The following is an 18,069-nucleotide window of genomic DNA, read 5'->3' as shown; positions in this document are numbered from 1 at the left end:
AAATTCAGCCCGAAGTATACCTGCGTGCCCATACCTGTGCGAGCCCAACAACCAAAGGCAATCAAGACTTCAGGCATTTGTAAGAAAAATTTAAAAAAGTGGTTGACCTCAACCTCGATTTCATTAGAATACGCATCTCCTGAACGGGGGTGGTTAGCTCAGCTGGGAGAGCATCGCCCTTACAAGGCGAGGGTCACAGGTTCGATCCCTGTACCACCCACCAACTCAGGATTGCGGACCGGTAGTTCAGCTGGTTAGAATGCCGGCCTGTCACGCCGGAGGTCGCGGGTTCGAGTCCCGTCCGGTCCGCCACTATTTAGAAAGGCTCCACTGTGTGGGGCCTTTTTTATGCCCGTTAAAAATACCGCAGCCCACAGGACGGGACGATGAACCCGCGAAGCGGTGTTCGACTCATTCGCCGAGAGCAAATGAGCAAAGTCTAAGGCTGACCGAAGGAGGAGCACCACGGATGGTGCGAATAACAAATAGGCAGGATAGTCCTTCTAGTTAGATGCTGTCGCCGTAAACTGTTCGTACAGGGGCTTTAGGATTTGGCTCCACACTCGTTCATCGACCACCCCAATATGGCGATAGCGCACGACGCCCTCGCTATCGATCAAATATGTTTCCGGAGCGCCTGTTACACCCAGCTCCAACCCTAAGCGGCCTTCATTGTCGTACAGACTGTATAGATAAGGATCGTGTAGTTCACGCAACCACTTCTTAGCCGCATTGCGATCATCCTTGTAGTTGACCCCTACAATGTTGACTCCTTGCTGCGACAATTTATTGAGATAAGGATGCTCCGCTTTGCAGGCAAAGCACCAGGTAGCCCATACATTTAACAGGGTGACCTGCCCTTTCAAGTCTTCGTTCGAAGCGCTTTGCTGTTCGTTACTCACCAGCGACAATGAGTATTCAGGAACGGAGTTTCCCACCAGCGCTGAAGGCATGGCCGTAGGGTCTAACTTTAAGCCCACGTAAAAAAGAGGCAACAACACAACCAAAGCAATCAAAGGCAAGAACAGTTTAAAGCGCCCCATTTAACTTGCCTCCACCGAAGTTGATTGTGTACTCACCGCGCCCACATTTTGCGGCACCCTCTTTCTGTAACGTTTATCGACAACAGCTAATAATCCGCCAAGCGCCATTAATAGTGCGCCCAACCATATCCAGCGTACAAAAGCATTATAGTGAATGCGCATGGGACGAGTATTGGGCGAAATATTTTCCGATTCGCCTACCGCAATATAGATGTCACGCCAAAAGCCAGGCGATATAGCCACTTCGGTCATGATTTGGCCACTGGCGAGGTAACGACGCTTTTGCGGTTTAAACTCGCGGATAAGCTTGCCATCTTTGCGCATAACCACCAGCGCCTCGTCGGCGACATAGTTTGGTCCCTGCACCTTTGTTAGCGATTCCAGGGTAAACTCTCGGCCGGCGACTTGAACTGGCTCCCCCACCGACATACGAACTTTCTGCTCGTCACTGTACTGGGTTGTAAAACCAACCCCCAATACGGCGAATGCAATTCCAGTGTGGGCAAAAACCATTCCCCAATAACTCAAACTTAACTGCGACAAGCCCTTTCTCAACCCAAGCCTATGGTTGGACTTAACGAATAAGTCGGTCCAGGTTGTCACAAACACCCACGAGCCAATAAACGCAGCCGCCACAGCAATCGCGGTGTAACCGCCCAAAATTGGCGGAACGATTATAGCCATTAGCGCTGCCGCAACCAGAGGAACTTTTAAGGCGGCCCGAATTGCACTGCCTGAACTCCGTTTCCAGCGACTGAAAGGTGCGACACCCATTAGCAAACAAACCAGAGTAATAAACGGTGTAAACGTTAAATTAAAATATGGCGCCCCGACCGAGTACTTACCTAATTTTAATGCATCTGCTATGAGCGGAAATAAAGTGCCAAATAGTACGGTCACCATACTGATTACCAGCAGGACATTATTGGCAAGCAATAGGGCCTCACGCGAAAACAGACTAAACCCTGGCCTCGATTTGACAACCGGTGCCCTTAATGCAAACAGCAACAAAGAGCCCCCAACAACGACACCGAGAAAACCAAGTACGAATAAGCCTCGCTCGGGGTCATTGGCAAAAGCATGAATCGAATTGAGAACGCCGGAGCGCACCAAAAAGGTTCCCAGCAGGCTCAACGAGAAAGCAAATATGGCCAGCAATATAGTCCAACTCTTAAAAAAGCCTCGCTTTTCCGTCACGGCCAAGGAATGTATAAGCGCTGTGCCGACGAGCCACGGCATAAACGCGGCGTTTTCAACCGGATCCCAAAACCACCAACCGCCCCAGCCTAACTCGTAGTAGGCCCACCAGCTGCCTAGTGCCAAACCCAACGTTAAAAAAGCCCACGCCGTGGTCGCCCAGGGGCGAGACCAGCGAGCCCATGCCGTATCAAGCTTGCCGGTTAGCAGTGCCGCTATTGCAAACGCAAACACGGTGCTAAAGCCTACATACCCCATATAAAGTAGAGGCGGATGAAAAATTAGACCGGGGTCCTGCAGCAGAGGATTAAGATCAGATCCTTCGAGCGGGGCCATCGGCAAAATTCTGTCAAACGGGTTAGAGGTCAACAATATAAATAAGGCGAAACCCGTCGCCACAAACCCCATAACCGCGAGGACCCGAGCCTGCATATCCAGCGGTAGAGAGCGACTCAATAACGCAATGGCGAACGTCCAGCCTGACAACATAAAAATCCATAACAACAAGGATCCTTCGTGCCCACCCCAGATTGCACTGATTTTGTAATACACCGGCATTAAAGAGTTGGAGTGCCCAGCCACATACGATACGGAAAAGTCATCGTGTAAAAAGGCGTAGCCCAAACACACCAGCGCTACGCTGATCATTACAAACTGGCCAGTGGCTAACGATCGCCCCGTGTGCATTAAGATCGCATTGCCTTTAAAAGCCCCCCAGAGCGGCAACACAAATAACCCTGCACTCAGAGCCAAAGCAATAATCAACGCAAAGTGACCCAATTCAGGAACCATATTTAGCTTCCTCGCAGGTTGCCTGATGTTTCTCTCCGTTATTCATGGCTTCAGCCACCTCTGGAGGCATATAGTTTTCGTCGTGTTTTGCCAGCACTTGATCCGCATAGAAGACATCATCGTGTTCCCAGGCCCCGTTGACCACTGCAGCCTCTCCTTCTGCAAAAAGATCGGGCAAAATACCGTCGTAGCTAACCTTTAAACGACCACTGCCATCCACCAGCCAGAAGCTGACCTGTAGAGAGTCTGATTCACGTACTACGGAACCTGGTTCAACGCAACCACCTGCCCGCACCCTGACATCGCGCGGCACCTCGTTGGCGCTAAATTTTGCCGGCGGATAAAAAAGGTTAATATTTTCACTGAGCGCGTACACTAACAGACCAATGGCCAGCGAGGACAAGGCCACGATGGCCAGCACTATAAATAAACGTTGTTTACGTACTGGATGCATACTTCTACCTAGGTGTTGTTATTCACTTGTTGATGCTTGATTGCTTGCGCATCGATTAACGCTTGCTGCGAGCGCATTTTTTTAAACTGGCGCTTTTGCAGCCACAGTGGGTGGAGAATCAGCCCCCCTAATAAGACTACAGCTATAGCGGTACAGGACCAGACATAGATACCGTGGCCACTCATGTACAGGAAATCTGCCAGAGATTCGAACTTAAAGGCTGGCACTTCTACCTCCTTTGCTGTGTAGCGGCAATAGATCTTTAACCCACTTGGTACGAGCTTCGCGCACTAAAATTTCATGGCGCGTATACAAAATTAAAGCCAGAGAAAATAAACAGTAATATCCCAAAACACTGATTAGTAGTGGGTACAGCATAGAGCTGTATATACTGCTTTCGCCGGTAAATTTAATGCTGGCTGGCTGGTGCAGGCTGTACCACCAGTCGACAGACTTATAAATGATGGGCACATTGACGGTCCCCACCAGAGCCAACAGCGCGCAGGCTTTATCGGCGGCATCGCGTGATGGGTACACCGACCCTAGCAGTACTATGCCCAAATAGAGGAACAGTAATATCAACATGAAAATGTTACGTGCGTCCCACTCCCAGAATGTACCCCAGGTCGGGTGCCCCCACAGCGATCCGGTAATCAATGTCAAGGCTGTCAGGACAGCGCCTACAGGAGCCGCAGACTTCATCATCATTAGCGGTAGCTTCATTCGCCAAATCAAGCCTATGCCGCCGGCAATCGCCATTACATAATAACCGGCCAATGCGACGACCGCTGCCGGCATGTGAATAAAGATAATGCGGTAGCTGTTGCCCTGCTTCGCATCAATCGGCGCAAATGCCAGTCCCCATATAAACCCAGTGGCCAGTAGCACTAGCGTCAGGGGTATGAGCCACGTAAGCCAGCGATTTGATTTTTCGTAGAACCAACGCGGCGAACCGAGCCTGTGAAACCATTGCCAAGCCAAAAGTGTACCTCCAACTCTATTGATTGGATGAAATTTTGAGCGCCCCGGCAATCGCCGGAGGCATTATAATTAGAGCCAATGCCAAGCCCGCCCCAAGCAGTGCCAATTCACGCTGGTAGCCAAAACCCGCAACTGCATTAGAAACAGCGCTGGAGCCAATAATCAAAACGGGCAAATACAGTGGCATAATGATTAAGGTCATAACCAGCCCACCGCTGCGTAGGCACACGGTTAAAGCTGCACCCAAGGCGCCTACCAGAGCTAAAACCGCGGTCCCGGGTATTAAGGTAAATACCAGCGCCCAATAACCATCTGCCGGCAAAGACAGCATTAGTCCTAAAATCGGTGCTATAAGGGTTAATGGCAAACCTGTGCTCAGCCAGTAGGCAAAAACTTTGCCCAGTACCGTGAGATACAACGGTTGATCAGACAGCTGAAACTGAATCAAACTGCCATCTTCAAAATCTGAACGAAACAAAGCGTCCAGAGACAGTAGTGTTGCCAGCATGGCCATAATCCACAACATGCCCGGAGCAATTGCAGCCAAAAGTTGGCGTGAGGCGTCGATCCCCAAAGGCAACATGGTAATGCCAATTAGGTAGAACACTACCGGGTTGACGATATCGCTACGGTGACGCCAAATAAGCCGCATATCGCGCCAAAAAATCGCTTTGGAGCCCCGCCAGATACTAACTACACGCGCATCAGCCACAGTAAAGCTGCTCCTCTGGCGATGGCTGAAACCGAGATATGTCCAGGAGGTTAACGTCGCTAAGTTCAATGGGCTGATGCGATGTCAGTACCACAATACCGCCCCTTTCGCTGTGCTCTGATATCCGCTCGCTTAGCCTGGACACGCCAGCCTTGTCTATGGCTGTAAAGGGCTCGTCCAGCACCCATAATGGGCACTGGTTTAAGTACAACTGCGCCAGCGCAACTCTCCGCCTTTGACCTGCCGATAGGCTGTAACAGGCAGTATCACTGTAGGCCCCCAGATCGACTTGCTCCAGGGCGTCATCGACGGAACCACTGGGGTTCGAGCCATGCAGAGCCTTTAACCATTCAACATTCTCGCGAACCGTCAAATGCCCTTTAACCGGCGCCTGATGCCCCAAAAAAAAGAGTGATCGACGATATTCGGCAAGGTTTTGCAAAATACTCGTGCCTAGCCACTGAATTTCGCCTTCTGCGGCGGGTCTTAACCCACACAAGGTATGCAATAGCGTCGTTTTACCCGCCCCGTTAAAGCCCAATATTTGCAGGAGACTGCCGGAATCACAGCGAAACGAGAGGTTTTTGAACAATATTCGTTCATCCCGCTCACAGCTGATACTATTAATCGACAAACTGGCTTGCAAAAAATTAGCTTCCGTCATTGTGGGTGCCACTGTAGACATAGCGGCTCAACTTAACTGAACAATGGCCGACTATACCTATAACTGCGCGCCGATTATATAGCCCCGCGAGGCAAAAGTTTACCCAGCGCAATACAAAGAAATATTTTGATACGCTATCAGGACGAATATGCCGATAGATTTCACCCAGTTACACGGTAAACCCTCTGTCAAACCTCCAGAAGGCACGCCTAACCTTGCAAAGCTGCTCTCGGGTCTATCACTGAAGCTAGGCCAGTCTGTTGCCGCGCAAGTGACCAGCGTTAGGGCCCTTTCTCTCCAAGAGCGGAGTTTTCTGCAGTCGCAGGCAACCGCAAAAGCATCGGCCGAACCACTGCCAACCAAGCCGCAGGCCGCCCCCTCAAGCAGCGTAACCGTAAAGCCCGCACTGGCAAGTTCGCTGCTAAGCCAGCCCGCCCTGCGTCTAATTAACGTTGCCATACAAGCTCGTCAGGTAGCTCTGCTGAGCAGTCTACCTGTCACTAAGGGAGACGCGGTTTTGGTAACCCGCGCCGGCCCCCAACAATTAGTTATTGCCAGTGAAAACGGTAAACCAATCGCCCCGGGTTCCAATACCACTCATTTAGAGGCCGCGAAGGCCGCAGGCGCTGAGCGAGTTGCCCCTGCGCCATTGCCTAATACAAGTGCTTTAAACGCTACCGCAACCCGTGCCACCGCCGCAGAGCCTGCGGCCCTCAATCAGACGCTTCGGGAAATCATTCCGCGACTGCACTCAAGCAGCATTGAGCAACAGACACAACCCCTGCAACAACTCATTAAGCTCTTGCCAAGAAACAAATTGACAGCGGGCATAGATAGCGCGCTAAAAGATCTGGCGAAGCTTTCGCTATCCACGGAGCAAATCAAACAAACTCCCAGAGACTCGCTCGGAGCTCAAGCCAAACAACTGATAAACAACAGTGGTTCCTTCTTCGAATCAAATTTGGCAAAAACCCAAACTGCATCGCCCAGCTCGAACCTAAATTTACTGTTAGGGTCGGATCGCAAAGCGATTCTGTTAAAATTGGCTCATCTAGTCGCATCGAACATGCCCGGCCTTCAGAATCAGGGGCCGATGATGAACACAGCCAGCAAAGGCCGGCCACAACCACAACCACAACCACAACCACAACCAAACACAGACGCTATCAGCCAAATCGTTAGGAATTTGCAAAGTACACATACTGCCGGTCACCCCCCATTGCCTGGAGTAGCTCCGCCAAGTACCACAACATCGCTTGGCGCAAGCTCTGGTCCGATACCGGGTTCAACAACTTCTGTGAAGCCTGAGCTGTTGGATATACGACAACTAACGCCATCACTTTCTCAAGCGCTACTGTATGGAGGCACAGCCAGAATCAGCACTGCTGACTCTGCCACACTGCAAACGCAGCTTATCCTACTAACGCATCAGCTAACCCTGAACAGTCTGGCTAAGATTCGGGGACAACAAGTCGGCGCGGACACTGCAACCCTGCGCGCGGGTGAACCGGCAAGCCCGGGTAGCCACTTCTCCGTTGATTTACCCGTGCGCTGGGGAGAGCACACAGACCACGCTCGTATTAGTTTTGAAGAACAGGAGAATGAACCACAGCCCGATAGCCCAAGCACAGCGCGATCATGGTTAGTCAAATTACATATTAATACCGACGCCATTGGGGATCTGTATATTCATATGCGTTATTTCAACGAACAAATCGGCTTAGGCATCTGGGCTCAAAACAATAAAATTCTGGACGAAGCGAAGACCAAACTCGACACCGTTAGCAAGGCAATGAAATCTGCTGGCGTCATATTATCTAATGTCAATTACTATCAAGGTAAACCGGCGGGAAGAGCCAACGAGCTTAGCTACAATTTAGTGGATGTAAAAACATGAGCGACAGCGAAAATCATCAGGAGCTTTTACAAGCTGTGGCGCTATATTATGATGGTGAGAGCTCACCTGTGCTAAGTGCAAAAGGTTCGGGTAGCATAGCGCAAGAGATAATAGACATTGCCAAAGAACACGATGTTCCTCTGTGTGATAATAAATCACTGGTGGAGTTTTTACTTACTCTTGAGCTTGGAGATGAGATACCTGAAAAACTTTATATTGCCGTCGCCTATATTATCGCCTTTGCCTATGACCTTAAAGGGTTTGCCCCTGGTCAAAGTACTGATAGGTAATAATCACGTCTTGATCTTTACCGGCATCAGAAGAAAGGTTCGAGCGACCACTGTAGCGGGTTAGTCTCATTTCCTCATCAAATTCAAGAGCAATCGAGTCAACGAACATCGCCAAGAAACGATTTGCCAACTCAAATCTAAAGCACAATACATCTACAGTCTCCCCCTCACAGGTAACCTTTCTTACTTCGAGCTCTACGTTTTCACCGCGATTCGGCAGCGCGAAGAAAAATTCAACTGCCTGATCATTGAGAAGTTCATTCCAATGCTGGCGCACAAAATGCGTAAAACCTGCATCAATCACCTGCTTGGATTCTTGCTGCAAAACTGTTTTTTCTTCTCCCTCGGAGGTTTTAAGGCTCAGGGTAATTAGAGCGTCGGTTACTTGAGCGGATTTAGTCACGGAGAAGCGACTGTCATGAAAGTAAAAACTGGGAGTGGTCAGTCCAGTTTTGTAGTCCAGTACCTTCCTTGCCAGTACATCTCCCGATTGATTTGAGTAGACTACCTCTACCCTATTGTCAGGCAATACAATGTAGTCTTCCCGGTAGAGCCATTGATCGCCCTGGTCTGCATAGGCAAATCCGGCAACCGCAATGTCTGACTGATTTTCTCGGGCTTGGGAGACCAATGACATAGCCAAAAGAGAGGTTAAACCCAGCACTGCAACTTTATTAAACCTCATTGAGCGGAACCCCGATTGACGACTCTTCCAGGCCCAGCTAAATAATTGGACATTAGTACTTTGTGCAACGGCAACACAAAAACCCACAAGGCTGCCACACATGCCAGCCCCCAAAAGCCAAACACGCCCCAACTAGCGCCACTTAGTTTGACTCCGGCGGAGTAGGCGAAAACACTCCCCATAGACCCCAGTACGGCAGACCAAATCCACCTTTCGTAGATAAACTTTAAACTGTGATTCAGCGTTAATCCCATTAGAAACCATATAGCCATGAGCCAGATAGGCGGCACTCGAGCTTCACCGATGATAAGGATGCCACTATTCAAAAGTAGGCTGTCGTGCACAATGCCCAGTACAACTAACAACAGAGCGCTGAGCAGATCAAATCTCGGAGAATGGCTTTTCCAGAAATGTAAAGCGCTGGCTGTAACGGTATAACACAGCGCCCATTTACTGCCCAATAAAACCGCCACCGCCCACCCCACCTGAAACAGGAGAACATTTGCGGCAGTAAAAAGCCAAGGGAGTCTATTCATTTGGTGAGTCTACCCTGTACTCTGGCCCTGCGAATACGTACTGCCCTGTACCAATGGTTCGCTCCATAAAGCCACCCTCGCAATAGCACAAATAGTAATCCCACATGCGAATAAAACGCTCATCAAAGCCTAAGTCACGCACGGCATCAATGCGGCTCCAAAAGCTCTCACGCCACATTTTTAAAGTCTTGGCGTAGTGGTGGCCAATCTCCTCAAAGTCTACTAAATTGATGGGCGTATGACGTGCCACTAACTCCATGATTTTGTGAGTGGACGGCAGCCCACCGCCAGGGAATATATAGCGTTGAATAAAATCGACACTGTTTTTCGCCAACTCGTACCGTTGGTCTGCTATCGTGATGGCCTGAATCAGCATCAACCCGTCAGGTTTCAACAGCTTGCCGCATAGACGAAAATAGTCCGCATAGTTTTCATGCCCGACAGCTTCAATCATTTCAATTGACACCAATTTGTCGTAGCTTCCGTTCAACTCGCGGTAATCGTTCAATAGAACTTTCACCCTACCATCTAGCTTCAGTTTCTTAACCGCAGATATCGCTTGATCGTATTGCTCTTTAGATATCGTTGTGGTTGTCACACGACAGCCGTATTCGCTGGCAGCATAAATTGCTAGCCCACCCCACCCCGTGCCTATCTCCAGCAAGTGATCCGACTCTTTGAGTCGCAATTTATCACACACAGTCTTTAACTTGTGAGTGGCCGCCTCAGACAATGAATAGCCATCATTTGGGAAAATCGCTGACGAATACATCATTCTTTCATCAAGAAACAAAGAGAAAAATTCGTTACTTAAATCGTAGTGAGCACCTATATTCTTGCGCGCGCCTTCTTTGGAGTTTCGGTTAAGGAAGCTGAAAGCCCGCAGTGCCATCTTGCTTGCCCAGGACTGCGATTGATCCATAGAGTCAAGCGTCGATAGGTTCATCACAAAAATCCGCACGACGTTGGTAAGGTTCGGCGAAGACCAGTAGCCCGACATATAGGCCTCTCCGGAGCCTACAGACCCGGAAAAAGCAACATCGCGATAAGCGGCAAAATCATGCACATGAATATCAGCTACTGTACTTGCGAAATCTGGATTTTCACCAAACTCGAAGCAGTGCTCTCCTTCGTGAATCCGAAGACACCCAAGCTGTAGCTTTTCCAGCTGCCTCATAACCAATTTTCTGGCGATCTTATGACTACGGCTAAACATCTTTGATCGATGCCCACGAAGCTCATCGATTCCTCTACGGGCTGTTGCGTTTGTCACGAGCGGCCTCCTCAACGCAGTTTTTGTGATTGACCTTAGGTATATGGTCGTATATCGGTGCTTTTTTCCACCACAGCTTTGCTGCTTGCCAATATATAGACAGCGAAACTTTTAAACTATTGAAGGGTGTACGTAGTAAAGATCGATTCAGATTGGTCGGCACCCAAGATTTTCGATGCAGAGAGAGCGTCGCATCCATGTGTTTTTCTTCACCGGCCCAATTTTCCATATGAACATCCAAAGAGCTACCCGGTTCGTTGCACTGCCAACGGTACTGCATGTCCATTGGATTGAAGGGTGATACGTGAAAACACTTGGCAAACGACTGCTGGTAAGGAGGTTCCAACCCAACCAATCCAACTACATATCGATGGCGCTCTTTCCAGGGCGTATTATTGACCTCAGCGACTATTGCGATGAGCTCTTGAGCGTCATACACATAATAAAGACTGACGGGATTGAAGCACTGCCCCCACTGTCGCAAGTTGGTAAGTAAGTAAACCTTGGGATTCGAAATAGAACAAGAAAGGGCCCTTTCGACCTCTGCTACGGCAATCGACTTCAAGCTTTGGTCAAACGGTTCCATGTAGTCGGAACGTTTAAACTGCCCAATATTCCAGCCAGTACATGACAGCCAACGAGAGGCAGCCATCAGTGAGTCAATTTCATCCAGATCCATATAATAAAGGGAAATATTGTAGGTAAACTCATGACTGACTGGCAGCATGCGCCGGTGCCTTACCTTTCCCGAATAAATAGCGCTGCCGACTGCGGTCATGGACTGACACCAAACTGATTGGCTACATTGAGCGCAGAAACTACCCCATCCTCATGAAAGCCGTTACGCCAATACGCACCACAGTAGTAGATTCGATCTGCACCAGATATTTCTTGCCAGCGTTCTTGCGCCAAAACCGACTCTTGTGTGAACACCGGGTGATGATACGTGTATTGACCTAAAATCAGTTTTTCGTCAATTCTGTTGTTAGGGTTGACGCTAACACAAAATGTCTCGGGCGAATCAATATTTTGCAGAATGTTCATATTGTAGGTAAGCAGCGTCTGGCTATCGCCAGTGCCATCTAATCGGTAATTCCAGCTCGCCCAGGCTGATTTTGCTGAAGGCAATATTGAGGCGTCTGTATGCAACACCACCTGATTTCCTTTGTAGGGTATCGAGCCTAATATTTCTCGTTCGACCGTTGAAGGAGAGCTTAGTAAGCTAAGTGCCTCATCACTATGGCACGCGAACACAATACCGTCGAACCGTTCAGTTGTCCCCCCTGAAAAGTGTAATACCGCACCCCGATCTTCCCTTGTTACGCACTGTATATTTGCCTCGGTAACGATTCTATCGGCAAACATCTCGGTTAATGGTTGCAAGTAGCTATGAGAGCCACCGGTTACCGTTTTCCACTGAGGCTGATTGAATATTGTTAACAGGCCATGGTTATAGAAAAATCGAATGAAGAACTGCAATGGCATTTGACTCGCCATTTCGGTACCAGAAGACCAGATTGCCGAGACCATAGGCAGAATGTAGTAGCGTTCAAACTCGATTGAGAATTTATGCTCTAGCAAGAAGCTTCCGAGGGTCGCATCTTGTGATATTTTCCTGGCCTGATAGAGCTTGGTGCACAATCTATTGAATTTGGTAATATCAAGTAGGAGCTTCCAATGCTTGATACTCAGCCAATTTTTTCGTTGGGCAAATAATCCACCCAACGACGTTCCGGCGTATTCATATCCAATATGGTCGCAACTGACACTAAACCCCATGTTGGTATTTTGCCCTTCAACCCCTAGCTCATCTAGCAGCTTAATAAAGTTGGGGTAAGTGCGATCGTTGTATACAATGAATCCTGTGTCAATACAGTAATCGCCCGAAGGAACCGACACCGTCTTAGTTGCAGTGTGGCCTCCAATATCTTTGTTTTTTTCAAATACTGTCACGTCATATTGTTTATTGAGGAGATAAGCGGTGTATAAACCACTCACACCAGCGCCAATAATGGCTATTCTTTTAATATCACTGCTCATGCTTGGGCGCCATTTTTTGTACGAACTTTAGAATCATAGGAACGGGAAATTTTGCGGCGATTCTCATTGTCAACGCCAGTTGCCAGGGAAAACGATAAGTGTATCGTCGCTGTGTTATCGCCTTAAGCACATGCCGGGCGGCTTCGTCAGCTTTCATGATGAACGGCATTTCAAAATCATTGCGATCCGTCAGAGGGGTTTCTACAAACCCGGGCTGAACAATAGTGACATCAACACCATACCTATAAAGATCAGCTCGCAAAGAACTCAAGAGATATTCGAATCCGGCCTTACTTGCACCGTAGGCTTCGGATCGTGGCAGTGCAAGCTCAGTCACCAAACTCGAAATACCTACAATGTGCGGCCCCCTCTGCGATTCAAGCAGTTTGGGTATCGTAAACTCCAGTATGTTGGCGTTTCCTTGTAAATTTACACCCAGCACACGTGCAAATGACTTAGAATCGAAATGACTCGCCTGTATATACTCACATGTTCCCGCATTGAGAATTAAAGTATCAATTTCCGCAACGTCTTCCAGTGCAGCCTTCAACTGTTCTGCGTCGGCTACATCCGCAGCTAAGGGAATTACATGCCCCGGATACTGTTCAACCAGCCGCGATAGCGGATCAGTATTGCGAGCCAAAACATACACTGTACAATTGGAGCGCAGTAACAGCTCAAGTAGGGCATACCCTATGCCCTGTGTTCCGCCAGTTAGAAGAATTTTCCGTCCGGCTAATGTTTCAGAGCTCATTGTATTCTCCTGTTACCGCGTCTTTTGCGGATTTAAAGACGGCAATAGCCTCTTTACGAGTCGACTTTAAATCTACCATTGCCTCCGGATAACCATTTACTCCGCTGGGATTGTGTATTTTTTTATTGTCCAAGTGAGCCAACTCCGGAACCCATTGGCGAATAAAGTCCCCTTTAGGATCGTATCGTTCGGATTGCGCTACAGGGTTCATAACACGAAAGTACGGTGCAGAATCTGTACCTGTCGATGCACACCATTGCCAACCCCCATTATTGGCCGAAAAATCGCCATCAATAAGTTGAGACATAAAATATGCCTCCCCTTTGCGCCAATCAATTAAGAGGTTTTTGGTTAAAAACATCGCCACCACCATACGCAGTCGATTGTGCATCCAACCGGTGCTATTGAGTTGCCGCATAGCGGCATCTACGATAGGGATGCCGGTTATGCCTGCACACCACTTCTCAAAGTCTGCCTCACTATCGCGCCATGGAATATTTTCTGTGTAGGTAATAAGCGGAAACCCCTTGCATACCTTCGAAAAAATCGCGACCACATGCATATAAAACTCGCGCCATATCAATTCGTTCAACCAAGTTGAAACACCTTGGGAATTGCCTGATGCATCTGCCTGGCGGGCTGCTATATAACACTGTTTAGGACTCAATAGGCCAACAGTGAGGTAAGGTGAAATCTTAGATGTACCGAGCTCGGAAGGTATATCTCTGTAATTGTGGTAGTCGACTATATGATTTTTGGTAAAAGTGCGAAGTGCCTCCAGTGCGCTTTTCTCATCCGCAGGCCACAAAGAACTATTACCTTCTTTGGTGACATTCAGGAAAACAGCCTCGATTGCCCGATGCGCAACATCAACGGGTTCTCGCACAGAAGACGGCCTGGGATAAACAGTAAAATCAGTCGCACGCGCAAGTTGCAACCACGCTTTGGAAAACGGCGTAAAAACCTTGTAGTAGCTTCCGGCCTGAGTTTTCACAGCTCCCGGGGGGATCAAACAGCGATCATGATACGAATGAAAGGCAATGTCTTCTTCGAGGCAGCGTTTCTCTACATCTCGATCCCGCTCTCGCTCATCTAAAGGGTATTCCTTGTTTAGGTAAACATCGGTCACTTTCCATTTTTGGCAATAGTCAGCAACAGATTCTGCGATATCCCGTTTTCGCTCGACGTACAGAACATCCAATACTATACCCAGCTGAGCCAGATCGGACGACAAGTTGAGCAGCGCGTTTTTGATAAAGCCCAGCTTTTTCTCACCAATCGGGTGGGTGTCGATGTATTCCTGGCATAGTACGTAAATAGCCGCTACACGAATACTGTTTGCGCGAGACGCCTCTTCTACTTCACCCTCACAACAATAGTGTAATGCGGGGTTATCGATTGTACGCAAATCATTTCGAAACCAAACAAGTCTTGTCATTTCTCACCCAAACGTAACTTAATGCGGCGAATGACACTCCCCAACAGAGGAATACTTTCATACACCATCTCGCCCAAATCGTAATAGTCTCGCTGGTAGATGACCTTATCAGTGTAGATTATGTGTGAACAGCCACTTAACTCACTCGCATTTCCACCGTTAAGCTTTGGATGCGAAAACCGCATAATCCAAAACAGTACAGCGATATCATTACCGTCGTCCCCTCTGCTTTTTACTGTCGAAGAAAAACTAAAATGACAAAAAGTAAGATTCAATCCCAGCGCCTGAAAATATGAACGCAACGCGGACCTACCTACGATTCTTTGCACCGGATCGATAAACTCGACATCCTCTGAGTACAGGTCCACGATAGAATCAATCGAGCCTGCACTAAACGATTGGTATTGTCCCGTTAGTTTTTCAATTAGGCCGTTTTCTTCTTCAGTTTTCATCTGATCCTCTTCTCTCCTGCACTACTTCCTTACGCATGTCAGGCTTGAAAATACGCGTGACTATGTCTTTGGGATTATCGAAATATTCGACATAAGCGCCACCACTCAAATCTCTCTGATCTTCCGTGCTATCGAGTGAACGTGCCATGTAGATCTTTACAGCCTCGTCACCTTCACACGGCAACGGAATACTCGCGCTATAAGGTCTAGTAGCAGGAATGGTTAACAGATTGACTATGCCCCTCTTAACGGCGGCAACACCCATTAAACGAAAGCAAAAGGCGAACTCTTTCGGGCAAATTACCACCACTAGCGGCAACGCAGATGCATCGCTCCCTGATGCGTAATTGAGCAAATGCGAGAGCAGAAGATCGCCTCTACCATCGGCTCGGCGCATACGTGTGGTTTGTTGGCCAAGACAGAAGAGCTCATGCATAAGACAATCGTCCGCCGCTTCGTTCAACCGCGACAACAGTGAAAGCGTGGTTGACATATCGCCAAGGTCGAGACTCTGTAACACTTGCTGATTAAGCTCAGAACAATCCGTGTTTTGAATACCTACAAACCAGTCCAGGTCTATGCTTCCCGGTGAGATGCCGTGCTCTATCATTTTCTTTGCTTGTAAGACTAACCAGAGGTCATGTTCGGCGTACAAGCGGTGCCCTTGATCATTCCGACCAGGGTTTAAAAATTCATAACGCCTTTCCCACGCGCGCAGCGCGGCCACACTGACCCCGCTCATACGGGCGACTTCGCCTATACTGTAGCCGCTCGTCGGGGCTTTAACTGGCAATGACATTGCGCAGACCTAAGCGCTCAGGGTGAGGACTCCAGAAAGTCTGACAGTGTAGGTATTCATCATCCACTTTCATCAAATGATGTTTTAATAGCGTCATAGGCACGACCAGCGGCACCAACCCAAGTCGGTAATTTTCAATCAAGTCGCTGAGTTCCTGATTGTCCCGGACGTTTAGTTGCTCTCTTAGGTAACCACGCAAGTGCATCATTGTGTTGGTATTGCCTTTGCGCGTCGCCAAATGCTCCAGTGCAGTCATGAAAATGCGTACAAATTCATCACAAACTTGCTCAATCGGCGGCGTTTTTAGGTCCGCGAGAAGTTTACCGATGGCTTTGTAGCTCGGTACATGGTGCGCCATTACCTGATACTTGTAGCGCGAATAGAAATCAATCAGTGCTTTAGGCGATGGGCTTGCCGCTACTGAAAGCTTCCAGTCACGATAAGCGAAAACTCGGGTGATGAAGTTTTCCCGAAGCCCAGCATCATTCAAACGACCAGCCTCCTCGACAGGGAGAAGTGGTAGCCGTTGCATAATCTCGTCTGCAAAAGCGCCGCGCCCCTTTTTATCCAAAGGGTAGCCGTTCTCGCCATAGCGCTTCATGCCATACGCCCCACAACTTGGCGAGTTTTGCATAAAAATGTATCCGCAAATATCATGCAATCCGGGCGCGACTTCAGCGGCGTACTGACGCAGTTCATCGGTAACATCCATCTGAGGGTTATCCACTTGCTGGACCCGGGTCTGCGCGTCTGTTACGACTAGGCGTATGGGTTTGCGTGGTATACCTAATCCAATAGCGACTTCGGGGCAGAATGACTGGAAATCAAAATACTGCCCTAGCTGATCGGTTACATACCTCGAGCGCTTGTGGCCACCGTCAAAGCGAACGCGCTCTCCGAGCAAGCATTGACTGATAGCAACCGGGATTTTGGCTGAATCTTCCATATGGCTAAGCACCTGTACATAATCTGAAATCTGTATAGGTATTCGTTTGATGACCAGGTTTAGATCACAAACACGCTAAGAAAGTTGAAATGTACCAGGGTTGCAAGTCACAACCCCGGCAAAGACTCAATAGGAAGGAAGTGGAATGCCTGCGAACAACTCTTCAAGCTCGGCCCTAGAGTGACACGCATAGGCCTGATCTACCACGTCGCGGGTAAGATGAGGTGCAAACTGCTGAATAAAGTCATACATAAAACCGCGTATGAAAGTACCCCGCCTAAATCCAATTTTGGTCACACTCGATGCAAACAAGTGGCTCGCATCGAGCGCCACTAAGTCGCTATCCAGAGTTTCGTCGAACGCCATATGGGCGATGATTCCAATACCCAAGCCAAGGCGAACATAGGTTTTGATTACGTCAGCATCGGCGGCCGTGAATACAACTTTAGGCGCCAAGCCGCGATTGATAAAGGCCTCATCGAGCTTTGAGCGACCGGTAAAGCCAAATACGTAGGTCACAATCGGGTGTTTTGCGACCTCTTCGAGACTAAGCTCAGACAGGCTTGCCAGCGGGTGATTTTTAGGCACGACAATGCAGCGATTCCATCGATAACAGGGCATCATCACCAGGTCACTGAACAACTCAAGAGCTTCTGTCGCAATAGCGAAGTCTACTGTCCCATCGGCAGCCATCTCCGAGATCTGCATCGGCGTACCCTGATGCATATGCAACGAGACCTCAGGATATTGATCGATAAAGCCTTCTATTACTCGTGGCAGTGCATAGCGGGCCTGTGTGTGAGTAGTCGCAATTGAAAGGCTGCCTTTACGCTCGTTGCTAAATTCTTGCGCAACTTGCTTGATACTCTCGACTTTGCGCAGGATCTCCCCTGCCGTCTTCAAAATCGCCTCACCCGCAGGTGTAATTCTGGTCAGGTGCTTTCCGCTGCGCGAAAATATCTCCACACCTAATTCGTCTTCCAGCAGCCTTATTTGCTTGCTAATGCCTGGCTGCGAGGTATACAGACTCTGCGCCGTCGCGGATACATTTAGGTCGTGGTGAGCCACTTCCCATATATACCGGAGTTGTTGCAGCTTCATAAGCCCTCCAAATGG

20 protein-coding genes and 2 tRNA genes are annotated in these 18,069 nt (G+C 48.8%); 4 read left to right on the top strand and 18 right to left on the bottom strand.

Annotation, left to right across the window (positions count from 1 at the left end; all coding sequences use genetic code 11):
- Nucleotides 1–147: 147 nt before the first annotated feature.
- Together QWI17_RS07025 and QWI17_RS07020 are read left to right on the top strand one after the other, a co-directional pair.
- Nucleotides 148–223: transfer RNA gene (locus QWI17_RS07025), tRNA-Val, on the top strand.
- A gap of 12 nt (nucleotides 224–235) precedes the next feature.
- Nucleotides 236–312, top strand: a tRNA-Asp gene (locus tag QWI17_RS07020).
- Nucleotides 313–503: 191 nt separating this feature from the next.
- Here QWI17_RS07020 and QWI17_RS07015 read toward each other — a convergent pair.
- Genes QWI17_RS07015 through ccmA form a run of 7 tightly spaced genes read right to left on the bottom strand, consistent with a single transcriptional unit; the run spans nucleotide 504 to nucleotide 5,843 of the window.
- A complete protein-coding gene (locus QWI17_RS07015) occupies nucleotides 504–1,043 on the bottom strand; it encodes a DsbE family thiol:disulfide interchange protein (RefSeq protein ID WP_302721807.1) in 540 nt (179 codons plus the stop codon).
- Nucleotides 1,044–3,032, bottom strand: a complete 1,989-nt coding sequence (locus QWI17_RS07010; protein ID WP_302721806.1) for a heme lyase CcmF/NrfE family subunit — start codon at nucleotides 3,030–3,032, stop codon at nucleotides 1,044–1,046.
- Entirely contained in the window at nucleotides 3,022–3,486 is a 465-nt protein-coding gene (ccmE, locus tag QWI17_RS07005) for a cytochrome c maturation protein CcmE (RefSeq protein WP_302721805.1), read from the bottom strand. Before ccmE ends, QWI17_RS07010 begins: the two co-directional genes overlap by 11 nt.
- Before the next feature lie 8 nt (nucleotides 3,487–3,494).
- Complete coding sequence (gene ccmD / locus QWI17_RS07000) at nucleotides 3,495–3,713, bottom strand: heme exporter protein CcmD (protein ID WP_302721804.1); 219 nt, start codon at nucleotides 3,711–3,713, stop codon at nucleotides 3,495–3,497.
- Nucleotides 3,700–4,467 carry a heme ABC transporter permease CcmC gene (gene ccmC, locus QWI17_RS06995; RefSeq protein ID WP_302721803.1) on the bottom strand — a complete coding sequence of 256 codons (768 nt, stop codon included), beginning with the start codon at nucleotides 4,465–4,467 and terminating at the stop codon, nucleotides 3,700–3,702. Before ccmC ends, ccmD begins: the two co-directional genes overlap by 14 nt.
- A gap of 16 nt (nucleotides 4,468–4,483) precedes the next feature.
- A complete protein-coding gene (gene ccmB, locus QWI17_RS06990) occupies nucleotides 4,484–5,119 on the bottom strand; it encodes a heme exporter protein CcmB (protein ID WP_302722037.1) in 636 nt (211 codons plus the stop codon).
- 52 nt (nucleotides 5,120–5,171) lie between these two features.
- A complete protein-coding gene (gene ccmA, locus QWI17_RS06985; RefSeq protein ID WP_302721802.1) occupies nucleotides 5,172–5,843 on the bottom strand; it encodes a cytochrome c biogenesis heme-transporting ATPase CcmA in 672 nt (223 codons plus the stop codon).
- Nucleotides 5,844–5,991: 148 nt separating this feature from the next.
- Here ccmA and QWI17_RS06980 point away from each other — a divergent pair, with 148 nt between their 5' ends.
- Both QWI17_RS06980 and QWI17_RS06975 read left to right on the top strand, forming a co-directional pair.
- Nucleotides 5,992–7,740: a hypothetical protein gene (locus tag QWI17_RS06980; protein ID WP_302721801.1), complete on the top strand. Its 1,749-nt coding sequence runs from the start codon at nucleotides 5,992–5,994 to the stop codon at nucleotides 7,738–7,740.
- Nucleotides 7,737–8,030: an EscU/YscU/HrcU family type III secretion system export apparatus switch protein gene (locus QWI17_RS06975; RefSeq protein ID WP_302721800.1), complete on the top strand. Its 294-nt coding sequence runs from the start codon at nucleotides 7,737–7,739 to the stop codon at nucleotides 8,028–8,030. Before QWI17_RS06980 ends, QWI17_RS06975 begins: the two co-directional genes overlap by 4 nt.
- Here QWI17_RS06975 and QWI17_RS06970 read toward each other — a convergent pair.
- From QWI17_RS06970 to cysB, 11 genes are all read right to left on the bottom strand, one after another.
- Nucleotides 7,993–8,715, bottom strand: a complete 723-nt coding sequence (locus QWI17_RS06970; RefSeq protein ID WP_302721799.1) for a hypothetical protein — start codon at nucleotides 8,713–8,715, stop codon at nucleotides 7,993–7,995. The genes QWI17_RS06975 and QWI17_RS06970 overlap by 38 nt on opposite strands.
- Nucleotides 8,712–9,251 carry a DUF2878 domain-containing protein gene (locus tag QWI17_RS06965; protein ID WP_302721798.1) on the bottom strand — a complete coding sequence of 180 codons (540 nt, stop codon included), beginning with the start codon at nucleotides 9,249–9,251 and terminating at the stop codon, nucleotides 8,712–8,714. The genes QWI17_RS06970 and QWI17_RS06965 overlap by 4 nt, the downstream gene beginning before the upstream one ends.
- Complete coding sequence (locus QWI17_RS06960; RefSeq protein WP_302721797.1) at nucleotides 9,244–10,428, bottom strand: SAM-dependent methyltransferase; 1,185 nt, start codon at nucleotides 10,426–10,428, stop codon at nucleotides 9,244–9,246. The genes QWI17_RS06965 and QWI17_RS06960 overlap by 8 nt, the downstream gene beginning before the upstream one ends.
- 73 nt (nucleotides 10,429–10,501) lie before the next feature.
- Complete coding sequence (locus QWI17_RS06955; RefSeq protein WP_302721796.1) at nucleotides 10,502–11,302, bottom strand: DUF1365 domain-containing protein; 801 nt, start codon at nucleotides 11,300–11,302, stop codon at nucleotides 10,502–10,504.
- On the bottom strand, nucleotides 11,299–12,564 hold the full coding sequence (locus QWI17_RS06950; RefSeq protein ID WP_302721795.1) for an NAD(P)/FAD-dependent oxidoreductase: 1,266 nt from the start codon (nucleotides 12,562–12,564) through the stop codon (nucleotides 11,299–11,301). The genes QWI17_RS06955 and QWI17_RS06950 overlap by 4 nt, the downstream gene beginning before the upstream one ends.
- Nucleotides 12,554–13,318, bottom strand: a complete 765-nt coding sequence (locus QWI17_RS06945) for an SDR family NAD(P)-dependent oxidoreductase (protein ID WP_302721794.1) — start codon at nucleotides 13,316–13,318, stop codon at nucleotides 12,554–12,556. The genes QWI17_RS06950 and QWI17_RS06945 overlap by 11 nt, the downstream gene beginning before the upstream one ends.
- Nucleotides 13,308–14,756 carry a deoxyribodipyrimidine photo-lyase gene (gene phrB, locus QWI17_RS06940; protein WP_302721793.1) on the bottom strand — a complete coding sequence of 483 codons (1,449 nt, stop codon included), beginning with the start codon at nucleotides 14,754–14,756 and terminating at the stop codon, nucleotides 13,308–13,310. Before phrB ends, QWI17_RS06945 begins: the two co-directional genes overlap by 11 nt.
- Nucleotides 14,753–15,208, bottom strand: a complete 456-nt coding sequence (locus tag QWI17_RS06935) for a nuclear transport factor 2 family protein (RefSeq protein ID WP_302721792.1) — start codon at nucleotides 15,206–15,208, stop codon at nucleotides 14,753–14,755. Before QWI17_RS06935 ends, phrB begins: the two co-directional genes overlap by 4 nt.
- Complete coding sequence (locus QWI17_RS06930) at nucleotides 15,198–16,007, bottom strand: MerR family transcriptional regulator (RefSeq protein WP_302721791.1); 810 nt, start codon at nucleotides 16,005–16,007, stop codon at nucleotides 15,198–15,200. The genes QWI17_RS06935 and QWI17_RS06930 overlap by 11 nt, the downstream gene beginning before the upstream one ends.
- Complete coding sequence (locus QWI17_RS06925; RefSeq protein ID WP_302721790.1) at nucleotides 15,991–16,953, bottom strand: YbgA family protein; 963 nt, start codon at nucleotides 16,951–16,953, stop codon at nucleotides 15,991–15,993. The genes QWI17_RS06930 and QWI17_RS06925 overlap by 17 nt, the downstream gene beginning before the upstream one ends.
- A gap of 126 nt (nucleotides 16,954–17,079) precedes the next feature.
- The gene (gene cysB / locus QWI17_RS06920; protein ID WP_302721789.1) at nucleotides 17,080–18,054 is read right to left on the bottom strand and encodes an HTH-type transcriptional regulator CysB; all 975 of its coding nucleotides are present in this window, start codon (nucleotides 18,052–18,054) and stop codon (nucleotides 17,080–17,082) included.
- Nucleotides 18,055–18,069: the final 15 nt, after the last annotated feature.

The organism is Gilvimarinus gilvus (assembly GCF_030518155.1).
Lineage (GTDB): Bacteria > Pseudomonadota > Gammaproteobacteria > Pseudomonadales > Cellvibrionaceae > Gilvimarinus > Gilvimarinus gilvus.
The sequence above is the reverse complement of the archived record's forward strand: the minus strand, read 5'-3'. Positions and strand labels throughout refer to the sequence as shown.